Annotated in this window: 12 protein-coding genes and 1 riboswitch; of the genes, 11 read left to right on the top strand and 1 reads right to left on the bottom strand. The window is 41.4% G+C overall.

From position 1 onward, the window contains the following. Positions 1 to 648 precede the first annotated feature (648 nt). Positions 649 to 745, top strand: a riboswitch (SAM riboswitch). Positions 746 to 926: 181 nt separating this feature from the next. The 6 genes from ACQY73_RS13985 to ACQY73_RS13960 all read left to right on the top strand — a co-directional run bounded on the left by ACQY73_RS13985 (position 927) and on the right by ACQY73_RS13960 (position 6,760). Further along, positions 927 to 1,553, top strand: coding sequence for a YceI family protein (locus ACQY73_RS13985; protein WP_428667071.1), 627 nt, complete (start codon positions 927 to 929; stop codon positions 1,551 to 1,553). Positions 1,554 to 1,662: 109 nt separating this feature from the next. Beyond that, complete coding sequence (locus tag ACQY73_RS13980) at positions 1,663 to 2,133, top strand: protein-disulfide reductase DsbD domain-containing protein (RefSeq protein WP_428667069.1); 471 nt, start codon at positions 1,663 to 1,665, stop codon at positions 2,131 to 2,133. A 191-nt stretch (positions 2,134 to 2,324) separates the two neighbouring features. Next, positions 2,325 to 3,509: a cysteine desulfurase family protein gene (locus tag ACQY73_RS13975; RefSeq protein ID WP_428667067.1), complete on the top strand. Its 1,185-nt coding sequence runs from the start codon at positions 2,325 to 2,327 to the stop codon at positions 3,507 to 3,509. 359 nt (positions 3,510 to 3,868) lie between these two features. Continuing rightward, entirely contained in the window at positions 3,869 to 4,414 is a 546-nt protein-coding gene (locus tag ACQY73_RS13970) for a carboxymuconolactone decarboxylase family protein (RefSeq protein WP_428667065.1), read from the top strand. Between the two features lie 12 nt (positions 4,415 to 4,426). Continuing rightward, a complete protein-coding gene (locus tag ACQY73_RS13965) occupies positions 4,427 to 5,227 on the top strand; it encodes a mycofactocin-coupled SDR family oxidoreductase (RefSeq protein ID WP_428667063.1) in 801 nt (266 codons plus the stop codon). Positions 5,228 to 5,599: 372 nt separating this feature from the next. Continuing rightward, complete coding sequence (locus tag ACQY73_RS13960) at positions 5,600 to 6,760, top strand: CotH kinase family protein (protein ID WP_428667061.1); 1,161 nt, start codon at positions 5,600 to 5,602, stop codon at positions 6,758 to 6,760. Between the two features lie 39 nt (positions 6,761 to 6,799). Here the strand turns inward: ACQY73_RS13960 and ACQY73_RS13955 are convergent, their stop codons facing one another. Next, a complete protein-coding gene (locus ACQY73_RS13955; RefSeq protein WP_428667059.1) occupies positions 6,800 to 7,798 on the bottom strand; it encodes a glycoside hydrolase family 43 protein in 999 nt (332 codons plus the stop codon). 277 nt (positions 7,799 to 8,075) lie between these two features. Here ACQY73_RS13955 and ACQY73_RS13950 point away from each other — a divergent pair, with 277 nt between their 5' ends. From ACQY73_RS13950 to ACQY73_RS13930, 5 genes are all read left to right on the top strand, one after another. Continuing rightward, positions 8,076 to 8,201 carry a hypothetical protein gene (locus ACQY73_RS13950; protein ID WP_428667057.1) on the top strand — a complete coding sequence of 42 codons (126 nt, stop codon included), beginning with the start codon at positions 8,076 to 8,078 and terminating at the stop codon, positions 8,199 to 8,201. A 51-nt stretch (positions 8,202 to 8,252) separates the two neighbouring features. Next, positions 8,253 to 10,988, top strand: coding sequence for a VWD domain-containing protein (locus ACQY73_RS13945; protein ID WP_428667055.1), 2,736 nt, complete (start codon positions 8,253 to 8,255; stop codon positions 10,986 to 10,988). 184 nt (positions 10,989 to 11,172) lie between these two features. Continuing rightward, positions 11,173 to 11,871, top strand: coding sequence for an FHA domain-containing protein (locus ACQY73_RS13940; RefSeq protein WP_428667053.1), 699 nt, complete (start codon positions 11,173 to 11,175; stop codon positions 11,869 to 11,871). A gap of 95 nt (positions 11,872 to 11,966) precedes the next feature. After that, positions 11,967 to 13,013 (top strand): hypothetical protein, encoded by a 1,047-nt coding sequence (locus tag ACQY73_RS13935; protein WP_428667051.1) that lies wholly within the window; start codon positions 11,967 to 11,969, stop codon positions 13,011 to 13,013. Between the two features lie 23 nt (positions 13,014 to 13,036). Then, the gene (locus ACQY73_RS13930; protein ID WP_428667049.1) at positions 13,037 to 13,633 is read left to right on the top strand and encodes an FHA domain-containing protein; all 597 of its coding nucleotides are present in this window, start codon (positions 13,037 to 13,039) and stop codon (positions 13,631 to 13,633) included. Position 13,634: the final 1 nt, after the last annotated feature.

Genomic DNA, 13,634 nt, shown 5'->3' with positions numbered 1-13,634 from the left:
GGTAATCAGTTCTTTTAGATTAGATAGCCGAATGGTTTACAATCGAGGTGTCAAGCGTCTTAGTGTTACGTAAAAGCATTCACTCGAATTCAGACTTTTTGCAGGTGGTTTACAAATTGGCTGACAGTAGTTGTGCCTGTCGTTAATTTTCAGGTACGAAAATGCGTATAAGCTAAACTTATATAGGTATGTATTATTTGATGCTGCAATGTTAGAGAGTCATTTCTGAAATAGCAAGCAAAAAATTTAATTTTTTTAATATAAAATACCCTAAAATAGGTATAATTGTAGGATATAAATTAGACTATAGATTGAGTATATTAATTGATTTTTATTAAAAAAACTTACTTATATTATATTTAAAACAGGCATAGTATTAAAAAGAGGCTTTTTAGTCAGAAAAAAAAGAAAACGCTCCATTTGAAGTTGCAGTTATTTCATTCCAATGGTATAATATCCTAATAACCAATAGACTATAGGAAATTTCCAATTTATTCGATTTTCAAAAAAAAGTAAGAAAAAGTTTGGAACATTCCATTTTTTCGTCATTCCTTTGCATTGGAATTAAGTCAGTAGAGAAAAAAGAGATTTTGGTTTACTACTATTCGTTCGGGCAGATAACCACCATTGCCGGGTAAACCTAAAAAAGATTTATAACGAGTGAAGGGAGAGAGTAGGCTCTGAGAACTTCCGGCAACCTGCCAACCACCGGCAAGGTGCTCCAACCTAAGTCATACGATAAATCTGAGTTCAATTTCACAGATCATAGTACGTACCGCCCCAGAGCGATATAGATTTTATTTAATTTCCGGAGAAGCCGGTATTTCCGAAGATTTGAGAAAAGTTTGTTTTGATTTTTTTAAATATATATAATTTATAGATAAACTATTTTTAATTAACAGGCAACCATTTAATGTATTTTAACCATGAAAAAAGCAACATTATTCGCAACTGCAATGCTCATTGCCACAGGGTTTGTTCAAGCCAAGCCGGGAAAAGGCGAAAGTACCTTTACGGTCGATACCCAAAACAGTAAATTGGTGTGGGTGGGGAAAAAAGTAACGGGAGAGCACTCCGGCACAGTGCCCGTCAGCGGTGGTACACTTGTGTGGTCGGATAATAAACTGAAATCAGGAAATTTTGATATTGATGTCAAAAGCCTGACTGTCACGGACCTGACAGATAAGGAGTACAACGCCAAACTGGTTGGGCACTTGAAAAACGATGATTTCTTTGCAGTCGACAAATTCCCCAAAGCCAACTTTGCCATTACTTCCGTGACGCCCAAAGGAGGCGATAACTATGAAATTGCGGGTAAACTGACCATAAAAGGAATTACCAATGAGGTGAAATTTCCGGCCGTGGTGAAAGCAGACAAGGGACGACTGACCGCTCAGGCAAAAATTGCGGTGGATCGTACCAAGTACAATATCAAGTTCCGTTCCTCAAATTTCTTCGAAAACCTGGGCGATAAAGCCATAGAAAATGATTTTCAGTTAGATGTCAATTTGGTAGCCAATGCGGCACATGAAGCTGCCAAAACAGGGAAATGATGGGATACCGTCGGGCATAATGACCCGACGGTACTTTTTTTCGTTAAGCGACTCCTCGAAATTACCAATTTTGGTTTTGTATTTTATTCATTTTCAATAGATTAATGTTATGAAAATTCTCACTACAATGCTATTGCTGTGCGCAATTTGTTGGTTTGCAAACGCGCAACAGGAAGTGGATATCAATAAAGTGACCCATTGGCAATTCAAGTTTGCCAATGAACAATTCAATCAGGGAGAAGAGGTTGAGATTATTTTTCTGGCGGAGATTGAAAAAGGTTGGTCGCTTTATTCTTCTGATTTTAAGGCGGACATCGGGCCGCAACCTACGGCATTTGAATTTGCCGAAAACGGTTCGTTTGCCGTCACCAAAGCGATCACTGCGGTTTCTCCCCTGAAAAAAGTGGATAAAACGTGGGGAACACAGATAACGTATTTTACGCAAAAAGCTGAATTTCGATCCAAAGTCAGAATTGAAGAGATCAATTACGATGTCACGGGGACGATTCGTGGACAACTCTGTAATGACAAAAAAGGGGTTTGCATTCCTTTTCAAAAGACGTTTCATTTTATTAATTGATTGTTACGGCATTGGGCCGTAACAATCAATCATTTTTGGATTTTGCAGAAGCTGCCAACAGGCGTTTGTTCCTGCCATTATCTACATCAACAAGCTAAAATTCCAACCATCAGAAAATGCCTTTTCCTGCCGTTGAAGACGAAAGTGATGTTTTGTTTTCATCGGTAGTGAAAGTCTAACATTGACTGCCCATGAACGTATACTGCGACAACGCCGCAACCACTGCCATCGACCGTGATGTATTGGAGGCCATGATGCCTTTTTTAACCCGTTATTACGGAAATCCTTCATCGGGACATTTTTACGGGCAGGCCGTTCGCGAAGCTATCTATAAAGCACGGGAATCTGTCGCCCTGCATTTAAATACCGAGCCAAGTCAGATTTTCTTTACTTCCGGAGCGACCGAAGCACTCAATATTACGCTTTCGGGCGTGATAGAATCTTATGGTATTCAGCATATTATAACCAGCCCAATTGAACATAAAGCCATTTTAGAGACGTTGACGCAACTGGGAAAATCGAATAAACTGACGGTAAGTCTGGTAAATTTGGATGAAAAGGGAAATATAGATTTCAACCATTTGGAACGACTTTTGCGTTTTCCTTTGAAGGGTTTGGTTAGCCTGATGCACGCCAACAACGAAATTGGAAATCTGAATGACCTTCACCACATCGGAGCATTGTGTCAGGCGTTTAAGGCACTTTTTCTTTCTGATACCACCCAAACCATTGGAAAGATACCGTTTGATCTGCAAACCCTTCCGGTGGATTTTGTAGTTGGGTCGGCCCATAAATTTCACGGCCCCAAAGGCGTTGGTTTTACCTATATTCGAGAAACTCACGGATTTAAATCTTTGGTGTATGGCGGTGGTCAGGAAAAAGGTGTTCGCCCGGGAACGGAAAATACAGTGGGCATCGTTGGACTCGCTAAAGCGTTGGAAATAGCCTACCGCGACCTGAAGGTCAATCAAAAACATATCACACTCATCAAAAATCGACTTCTGTCTCGTTTGACGAGTGCTGTTTCCGGAGAAGTGAGATTTAACGGAGAAAGTGACTCCAATGACAAAAGTTTGTACAACATTCTCAATGTTGCATTTCCCAATGTACATTCGGCGGAGTCGTTGGTCAGTCAATTGAACCTATATGGGATTGCCGTGTCGGGTGGTAGTGCCTGCTCAAACCTTAACCATTCCCATTCACACGTGCTGACGGCCCTGCAAAGTAATCTTGAACTGGAAAATGTGCGTTTTTCATTCAGTAAATTCAACACGCCGGCTGACGTTGATTATATCCTGCAAAGTCTCAAAAATATTTACCATTCAGATCGGCAGGTTTACGTTGGCAGACAGCAAAGCATTCCTGTTCAATGTTAAGCATTGAGTATTACGGAATATGTAGCTACTCTAAATTATTCACTTGAAGTTTGACCCCGGATGGGGTCAGACGTTTGTAGAAAAAGCTTCATTGCTACAAACATGTGACGACAGCGGCCGTCCGCCCCATCCGGGGTCAAACTTCAAGTGAATAATTTAAAGTGATTTTGAAGAAACATTTAGAATATTTAGACTTTGTTCAACTTAATGTTTTTAACAACAGATGAATCTTGGTACTCTTTACTGCTATGCTGAAATATTTCCCGGGTTGGTATAACAGTAGATTTTGGCAAAATACTTACTTTCGATTCATCCAATGGATTTACTCGAATGACTAATTACTTAATTCTGTTTACGTTATGGCAAGAATCAAACCGTTAGTGGTGGAAGAGGCCCCGTTTGACATCAAAGAAGCATTTCAAAAACACGTATCCGATTACCCCGGCAGCCGGATCACCAACATGAAAGCCACGTTGGGACATGCTCCGTTGGCTTTTGAGGTATATATGCAATGGTATCCGCTTTACGAAAAGATCAAACAGTTTTTGGGGAACAGGCAGGCATATCTCTATTCTTTTTCAATTTCGCAGGGGTCAAATTGCCCGCTTTGCTCTACATTTTTTCGAAAAATAATCATTGAGAACGGAGAATCGCCCGACCGGCTTCAGTTGAGCGAGGAAGAAGAATTATTGTTGGAGTTTGGCAGTCAAATAGCGCAACATCAAGGGCGCGTGCCCGATGATCTATATGAAGCAATTCGTCAAAGATACTCAACACCACAGGTCATTCTTTTGGTAGCTTTTGCGGGACAGATGGTTGCTACCAACGTTTTTAACAATGCACTCGAAGTAGAAATTGATGAATATTTATCCCCTTATTTACCCCTTACCCAAACCTCACATTAACCGTTAATAAATATGTCATTAAAAAATAAAGTGGCTTTCATTACGGGAGCAGCACATGGCCAAGGACGGGCCACCGCGTTGGCATTGGCCAAAGAAGGGGTTCATATTGTGGCGTTTGATATTGCCAAACAACTTCCGTATCCGGGTTATGAATTAGCCTCAAAAAACGAATTGGAATCATTGCAGGAAGAATTGACAGCATTGGGCGTTCAATCGGTTATTTTTCAGGGCGATGTGCGCCGGAGTGAAGATGTAAAAGACGCCGTGGCGGCGGCACTTACAATCTTTGAAACCATTGACATTCTTTTCAATAACGCGGGCATTTGCGCCTACGGATTGGCGCACGAACTGACCGAAGAGGCGTGGGATTTTATGCTTGACATTAACCTGAAAGGAGCATGGTTGGCGGCCAAATACATCATTCCGCAAATGATAAAACAACATTCAGGCGTTATTATCAACAATTCTTCCATTGCGGGATTGCGCGGGATGAATCGTCTGAGCCATTATGCCGCCTCAAAATGGGGCTTGGTAGGGCTGACAAAATCGTGGGCCATTGAACTTGCACCGCACAATATCCGAGTAGTTTCCATTCACCCAACAGGTGTTAATACACCAATGAATGATGGGCTGGCTTTTCTGGAAGGTGAAACCGTTGAAGAAATTGCCGTCAAATCTGCGGGTAATCTTTTGCCTGTCCCTTGGATCGAGCCGCAGGACGTAGCGGATGCGGTACTCTTTTTAGTCTCAGAAAAAGCCCGATTTATCACCGGTTCACAATTTGTGTTGGATGCCGGGCTTTTAACACGTTAAACAGTATGTATATTGGTGGGTTGAATAATGCAAAAAGCCTTGAATCTGTGATTTGAGGCTTTTTTGTGGAAATTACAGTAATAGAGAATTTTAAACTTAAAAGAAAGCATCGGAACCGGCCTTGGAAGTGAGTTTACATTGGGGTAAATTTACCAAAATCGTTGCTTTAAAATAGCACGACACGTTAATATGAATCTCAGATATCTCCTTTTTCTGCTGCTTGTAATTGTAACCGGTTGTAAAAACAATTCGGACATCTACCCCATAAAATTTAGCAAAATCCCGGATTATTCTTGGGTCTTTCCGGAGGAGGAGGTCAGGATTATAAACATCAAGGTAGGGCAGGAAAATTGGGGCAAAATTCAAAATGATATGGAATGGCGTACGGCTCGAAAGTTTGGGAGCAATACTGCCATACCGGGAGTAACTCCGCCGGCCGGGTCGAGCTTAGATTTTGTATTTGGCGATCCGATTTTTGTGCAGGCTGAAATAAAACAGGGCGAAAATACCTGGAGTAATGTTGGTTTTCGGTTAAAAGGGAATGCGTCACTCAATGGATCTTGGCAGAGTGGTATTTATAAATTGCCTTTTAAGTTAAAATTTGATGAATTTGAAGACCAACACCCGGAGATTAAGAATCAGCGTTTTTATGGTTTTCAAGAGTTGTCGTTTGCGCCAAGCTACGGCGATGATTCTTTCCTGAAAGAAAAACTGTTAACCAAACTTTTTCGAGACAACGGCGTAATGGCCTGTAAAGTAGCCTACTACAAAGTTTTTATTGATTTTGGACAAGGCTCGAAATATTGCGGCATTTATCAGGCTATTGAGACGGTTGAAGAACACATGGTAGAGGTGCAAAGCGGTAAAAAAGTAGGTAATGTATACAAGCCGGAGTCTGACATGAAGGCATTTTTAATCAACCGATTTGAAAAACAGAACAATCAAACATTGGCCGATTATACGGATATAAAACAGTTGATCACTGTCCTCAACAGCCCATTGCGGGTAAGTGACAACGCACAATGGAAGAAAGAATTGGAGGCTATATTTGATGTAAATCAGTTTTTGAGGTATTTAGCCGTAAACAATACCGTTGGGAATTGGGATTCTTACGGGGTCATTGCGCACAATTATTTTTTAGCCAATACCGATGGGGTCTTTCATTGGATTCCTTATGACCTGAACCTTTCTTTTCAGTTGCGCGGTGGCTCAAACAATTCTAGGTTTGCCCTGAGTATGGATATGAAAGAAATGACCGATCAGTGGCCTTTAATAAAGTATATTATAGATGATCCCGACTATTTTGGGTATTACAAATCAGCAGTGAAGGATTTCATTCACAACCACTTCAACCCAACAACGATGGGCGCTTACATCCAAAAGCATAGAGCGATTTTGCAGCCTTACTTTACAGGAACAGGAGTAGAAGCCCCGCCGTACAGTCATTTGAAAAAACCTCAAAATTTTGAAACCGCAGTAACATCTTTGGAGAAATATATCAACGAAAGGTATCAGATGGCGCTTTCTTTTTGAAAAGGTAAAGGATTGATTGTTAAAGTTCTGATAAATTTCTTAAGGAATATAAGGCTTACCGACCACTAACTTGTGCCCCGAAAAGTCCACTTCAAATAAATGAGGAACACGTATGGTACGCCCATTGCTGCTTTTATGACTGTGAACTGACATTAACCATTTGCCGGTCAGTGTAGAAAACAGCATGCCATGTCCATAATTCGGGGGCGTTATGGGGGCATCTTCCTGTATCCAGGGACCATCCAATGTTCCGCTTTTTGAATAGGCAACGCCTTGTGCATAAACATCATAGATCCAACTGGTCCACAGCATGCCAAGCCTGCCTGTGCCGGTAAAGAACAAATAGGGCCCATCCGTCACTTTATTGGGAACAATTTTATCATTCGCCTTCTCACGACTCCAAGGACTTTCGCTGGCCCGAAAAAGCAGTTTACCTTCACCGATTGAGCCGCTTAGATCGGGCTTTAGCTCTATTTTTTCAATGGTTCCATTCAGATTTTGCAGCCATTCGTAGCAATAAACCATATAAGGCTTTCCATCTTTATCCACCCAAAAGGTGCCGTCTAAGGTAGGCTTGTCGGCAGGAAGATAGGTTGGGTCTTTCATAGGAACATAGGGCCCTTCGGCTTTATCGCTGACCAAAACATGAGAAGCACGGCGTTCGATGACATTCGTGCCGACCGTATCAATTTTCACCCCCCGGTTTGTGAAGGTGGCAAAATAGTAATACCTGTCTTTGTAATGATGCAGTTCGGCGGCCCAGATCATTGGGTTTTTTCCCATCCAGGATTCAGGATCTGTCTGAGCTATGGCAAAAGGCCCTGTCCATTTTTTCAGGTCATTGCTTTTCCACAACATGCCTCCCGTTCCTGTCATGTAGTATGTGGATGTTTTTTTATCAGCCAGAATAAACGGGTCGCTCAGACGAATAGAATCCAAGGGAACATCGTGCCGGAGCACCGGAATTCGGTTTTGCGACACAACCGATCTGAGAGTAACGGCGATCAATGCGTTTAGTAATAGTGCTTTCCTGATCATTGTGTGTTGCGAGTATGAATATCCTGAAAACAAATAGTTACTTCTTTATTTGCCATTGCGCTGATGACTTTAGCAGGTTGAATACCTTCGATTTTAATCTTGGGCAACCCTTCCGCTAAGTTGAAATATGACCCTTTTTAATTATACAAATAATTGAAAATCAATTGAATGTGGAGATATGGCGAGTTGTAATAATTTTTTTTTAAGAAAGGCACTTACCTTTTTGGTCTTCATCGGATTAAGAAATGAAACCAAAAAATAATTAAAAACTACAACAATGATAAGCATCAAAATCCCCGACCGGAATCAAACCGGCACAGCAGGAAGCTACGCAGGCAAAAACAGAGACGGAAAGCCTTTGAGAGTGAAGAATGAACGCTCTCATATGATCACCGCAAAATAACAGCATGAAAAATAGAATACAATCAATCACCGGAATCAAATTTTTATAACCATGAAAACATATTTTTATCGTTTAGTTTTAATGATGTGTTTCAGCCTTGGAGTACTATTGGGCTGTAAAAAAGACTCTGACTCCACAATCAACCCCGCACTTACTGAACTTCAAAAGTCCTTGGAGGACCCTCGTCCCGTTGAAGGTAATATTCGTTTTTTTATAACTGACCCTGCCCTTGAATTAGGAATAATTCAACGAGTTCCTTCTTTTAAAGTGGATGTGCTTGTGTACGGCCATAAAGATACCAATGGTTATCTTAAAGATGTAACCAAAACCATCATCTATAACCCAAATACCAAAGGGTGGGTAGAAATGTTGTACGACAACGGGTACCCTAGTCAGTATGAGACGAGTAAAGGCTATGTAGTAGAATTGAAAAACTACAACAGGAGTAAGAAAAATGTAGAAGTAACTATCAAAACCAAAGCTGATAACAAGATAATAAAGGAGTCAGTTGATTTCGCATTGAGTGCTGAGTTTTTCCAAAATATTGATGCTTACAATAAATACAAAAGTGGAAAAGTCGGCGCAGTTAATGGTATATGTAATGACAACACGGCAAGGGCAGTAGCTGCCGCGGGCGTAGCGGCCAATACATTTGGTTGTGTTTTAGGCATAACGGAAATTGCTGTTACAGGTGGTTTGGCTGCGATCCCTGTAGGCGTAGGAACATTGTTGAATTGCTATAGTGCAATAACCGGGCTATACGAAGCTTTTACAAAAGATGATATTACTGACCGGTATTTAGGACCTACCGGGGCGTGTCTTTCTAAAAGTGCCGGGAATGGATACCAGGTGGCCTATGAGTGCGTCAAAAATCCGTTAAAATTAACTACAGCCGTTATTAATTGTGCTACTCAACTGATTGCAACAGAGGCCGATTTCTACGATTGCGGATGTGACGATTCTAATTCCAAAAAAAATCCCGCCCACAGTACAGCCGACCCGCACCTAATGACACATGACGGTACAGGCTTTGATTTCCAAAGTCATGGAGAGTATATAGCGACTAAATCAACCACCGATAACTTTGAGATTCAGGTACGTCAGGAAGATGTTTACAAGACCGGACGTGTTACGATGAACACCGGCCTTGCCGTTCAGACCGGAACGGATGTGGTTTGTGTGACGGTGAAACCTAATCGCCTGTTTGTTAATAAACAGGTACAGGATCTTAATACTCTTACAGCATTACCGCTTAAAGATGGCGCTTCCATTAAAAAAACGAAGGATAATGGGCGTGATGTAATAAACATTACTAATAAAAACGGCGACTTAATAAAGGTAATCATTCAAGGTACTGATTATCTGGACTACTATTTGTATCTGACTGAAAACCGTAAAAGCAAAGTCATTGGCTTGTTGGGAAATTATGACGGTAATAAAAACAATGATATTCAGATTCGGAACGGAGAGAACATTCTGATCAATGGCAGTTTGGATTTCAACAAGCTTCATTCCAATTACGCCGATAGCTGGCGCATTGCACAATCAAATTCTCTTTTTTATTATGATGCCGGTAAAACCACCGATTCGTACACGGAGAAAGATTTTCCACGTAGTTTACAAACATTGACCGCAGAGCAAAAAATAAAAGCTGAAGCTACCTGCCGCGCTGCCGGCGTCAGTACAGAGCCTTTTCTGAGTAATTGTATCACGGATGTTGCCATTACCAATAATCCTGAGATGGCAAAATCGGCTGTTTTCGGACAACAAAATGACAGCAGAAATTCGAAACCCATCCCTATTGTGCAGGAAGGGGTTGATGTTAAAACAATTACCTCGGGCAGATACTTTTCTTATCTCTTAAAAACGGATGGTACATTGTGGGCTTGCGGAAGAAGCAGTGATGGGGTATTTGGAGTTGGAAATACCGCGGTAGATACAAAAGGGTATTTTATGAAAATCATGGACGGCGTAAAAGACATAGCGAAAGGTGACCAGAGTTCCCATATGCTCATTCTTAAAAATGACAATACTGTTTGGGCTTTCGGGAGAAATGAATGGGGACAGATCGGCAATGGAGTCTCCAATGCAACGCCTGTTTTTCCGGCCGTTCAGATCATGAAAGATGCTAAGCTATTGGCAGTCACCAGTGTCAGTAGCTATATTGTTAAGACTGACAATTCTTTGTGGGCATTCGGACAGACGTTTGACAATGGCAAATCCATCGCCGGTAACGTTCCTGTAAAGATCATGGATGGAGTGAAAGACATAGCTGCGAATTGGACAAATGTAGTGATTCTGAAAACGGACAATTCGTTATGGAGAGCATCAGGGTTTGTAAAAATCATGGATAATGTAAAATCAATGAATGTAGGTGATTTCTGTACTATGATAATAAAGAATGACAATTCTCTATGGGTGGAGGGCAGTAATGAGGCCGGGCAGATAGGCTTGGGAACTCTAACTAAATCCAATGGCTATACTAAGTTATTGGATGATGTTCAAAGTGTTGCCAACGGATATCAATTCATGTATATTCTGAAAAATGATAAAACGTTATGGTCTGTCGGTAATAACTCTCTGGGCTTGCTTGGTGTACAAACATCTCAAAGAGGCGTCTTGAATAAGGTGTTGGACGATGTCAAGTCCGTATATTGTGGTCCGCTCTCTGTTTTTGTCGCCAAAAGTGATAATATGTTGTGGGCACTGGGAAATTATAGCGATATAGGGTACGGCCTCGAGAATAACATTTACAGGTATAAGTTTGTCCCGATCAATGTGAAATAAAGTTGGCCGAAGAGAGGGGCTATAAGTAGCCTCTCTCTTCGATGTATGAGTGACGTATATAGAAGGAAGGTTACTTTAAAGACGTATCTGAAATCCTTATTTTGTATCAGAGCAGTATGTTTGAGTTAGGGATTGTTGTGTATTTTTGAAAAATATAGATTGATACACACAATTGGTTGGAAATATGAACGAAGAAAAACCCTTACCTGAACTTCAACAAATAACGATTGGGCGTGCGGAAGAGAATACGATTGTGCTGTCGCCTGGAAATATCGGTCGTCGTCATGCTATTTTGACGGTTTGCAGCCCCAATACCTATCTCTTGGAAGACTTGGACAGTAAGCACGGAACCTATGTAAACAAAGATAGAATAAAACGAAAATTTGTTTCGGCTGAAGATGAAATAGTGTTTGCTACTCATTCTTATCTTTTGAAACAACTTTTGGTAATGGTGGGGCTGATGGAGAAAGAAAAAGACAAAGATGACTTTACGGAAGAATTTGAGAAAATGAAAGAATTGTATGAGCAGTACTTAACCTTTAAGTCAAATGAAGTTCATATCCAGAGCGCAATCAAAAAAATGAATGATAAGCTAAGAATGGCAGGTGTCCTTACTGCGCCAACGTTAGCGGGCCTGACGTTCTTGCTTGGCGGGCCTGCCATTATAACGATTATCTCCGGTTGTGGTCTTATAAGTCTTATCCCGACGTTAGGGTCAAAATTTTTAAAGTTAGATGAAAAATTAGAACAACCCCGTCTCTATTTTGCTAACAACTGGAAATGCCCAAAATGTGATGATAAAATTCAGTTTCTCAATAAATCTTGGGACATGTTGGCGCGGCAAAAACGGTGCGGCAAGTGCAACGCCGTTTGGGTAAAATAATTTTTTTCAAAAAAAACGTAAAAGAGCACTTACCTTTTTGAGTTTCGTCGGATTAAGAGTTAAATGAAATCTTTAAAACAAAAATAAACACTAAAATGGCAACTGACGTAAACATCCCGCAAGAAGGAACTGATCTGAATGAAAGTGTACGCAAAGCAAAAGAAGAGACCAACGAAGCGCCCGTAAAAAAGGGCTTTCAACTCAATGATAAACAAAAAGCCGCCGCTATTGTTGGGACCGTGCTTCTGGGCGGAACCGCTTTTGTAGCGATAGATCAATTGGAAGGTACTCCTATTGAACCCAAAGTCCCCCAACTTCCCAACCCGGACAGCTCTGCCGTGTTGAACCAACTGTCGAGCAATAATATGTCAGGCAACGACAGTACGACGGTAAGTGCCCCGCCCCAGGTGGGACAACTACAGGCTGTGCAGGGGGGAACGATCTGTCCGGGTGAAGAGGTCCAAATCGCCCATACGATCAATGATGAAATGCCATTTAGCGAGGCATTTTCAACGGCTCGCGAGGAAGTAGGCCCGGGCGGAATTTTTAACTGGCATGGCAATACGTATAACACATTTATTAAAGATGAATGGACCAAACTTCCGTTGGAAACCAAACAGGAATTTCTCAGCGATATTGGCTTTAAACCGGAAGTGAAAACCGAGACCGAGAGCAAGGAACAAGAGCAAGAGCCGGAAGAACTTGACTATGACAATGTCAAAGTAACCTATATTGACGGAAAACTTACCTATGTGTTTGATACTGATCATGATGGCATGGCAGATGTGATCGTAACAACGGATGAGGAAGACGGACAGACAATAGTGATGCTCGACGAAAAGGGCGACAATGACATAGATACGGGTATTCTGTTTGACAATGCCACGATGGAGCCTATTAAAGTGACTCCTTTTAACGACAACTTCGAAGTTTCAATGGCTGACATTGACGAGATCAATCAGCAAATTGCCTTAGAGGAGGAGTCGACTATACAAGTCGATACAACAGCGATCACCGTTGATTCGATGGCGGTGGACAGCGTCGATGAAACCAATACCGAAGAAGAGATCGCTTTGCAGGAAGAAACGAAGGAATCGGACGATTACAGCCACGATGACAACGTAGACGATATGGTGCAATAATGATTCGGTTAAATCTTAGACCAATGCAAAAATTTAAAAATGAGAGCGTAGCCTGCGAAAAATGCTTAAAACCGGATTTTGTTAAAGCATCGCAATTCGAGTCAGGCTCCTTTAAATGCAAATTCTGCGGCCATGTGAATCAACTTACCATCGCCACGTACGATGAAAATATAATGGGTAGTTTGATCCATTACGGTGCATTGATCAACAGCAATGCACCGGCTGAAAAATACTTGCTACGACCGGGTACTAATGTGATCGGCGTGGGTCAAATGGCTGATATTCAAATCAAACGGGCCGTTCATAATGGTAAATGCTTTGTCAGCCGACGGCATTGCACCCTAACGGTAAGTTTCGACAAACGAAATGGCCAACTTCTGTATTTACTCAGGGATGGAGCCGCTGAACAGGACACAGGCCAATACAAAAACAGCCTTAATTTTACTTTTTATAAAGGCAAAAAGATTGAACCGGAGGAAGAGATCTATCTTCAGGATCAAGACACGATCAATCTGGGTGGAGAAGATTCCTTTCGGGTAGAGCAATACGTTATCCCTGAACAACTATTGGAAAACTACAAAATCATTGCAAAGAAAGAAGACGGAGAAACGACCGAATAAT

The sequence above is a fragment of the Runella sp. genome, assembly GCF_965279615.1.
GTDB lineage: Bacteria > Bacteroidota > Bacteroidia > Cytophagales > Spirosomataceae > Runella.
This window is presented reverse-complemented; position numbering and strand designations above follow the sequence as displayed.

Bases quoted from the DNA above. Each gene is read 5' to 3' on its own strand.
- ACQY73_RS13970 (WP_428667065.1), top strand. From the start codon at position 3,869: ATGGCAAGAATCAAACCGTTAGTGGTGGAAGAGGCCCCGTTTGACATC.
- ACQY73_RS13975 (WP_428667067.1), top strand. From the start codon at position 2,325: ATGAACGTATACTGCGACAACGCCGCAACCACTGCCATCGACCGTGAT.
- ACQY73_RS13935 (WP_428667051.1), top strand. From the start codon at position 11,967: ATGGCAACTGACGTAAACATCCCGCAAGAAGGAACTGATCTGAATGAA.
- ACQY73_RS13965 (WP_428667063.1), top strand. From the start codon at position 4,427: ATGTCATTAAAAAATAAAGTGGCTTTCATTACGGGAGCAGCACATGGC.
- ACQY73_RS13985 (WP_428667071.1), top strand. From the start codon at position 927: ATGAAAAAAGCAACATTATTCGCAACTGCAATGCTCATTGCCACAGGG.
- ACQY73_RS13950 (WP_428667057.1), top strand. From the start codon at position 8,076: ATGATAAGCATCAAAATCCCCGACCGGAATCAAACCGGCACAGCAGGA.
- ACQY73_RS13960 (WP_428667061.1), top strand. From the start codon at position 5,600: ATGGAATGGCGTACGGCTCGAAAGTTTGGGAGCAATACTGCCATACCG.
- ACQY73_RS13955 (WP_428667059.1), bottom strand. From the start codon at position 7,798: ATGATCAGGAAAGCACTATTACTAAACGCATTGATCGCCGTTACTCTC.
- ACQY73_RS13945 (WP_428667055.1), top strand. From the start codon at position 8,253: ATGAAAACATATTTTTATCGTTTAGTTTTAATGATGTGTTTCAGCCTT.
- ACQY73_RS13980 (WP_428667069.1), top strand. From the start codon at position 1,663: ATGAAAATTCTCACTACAATGCTATTGCTGTGCGCAATTTGTTGGTTT.
- ACQY73_RS13930 (WP_428667049.1), top strand. From the start codon at position 13,037: ATGCAAAAATTTAAAAATGAGAGCGTAGCCTGCGAAAAATGCTTAAAA.
- ACQY73_RS13940 (WP_428667053.1), top strand. From the start codon at position 11,173: ATGAACGAAGAAAAACCCTTACCTGAACTTCAACAAATAACGATTGGG.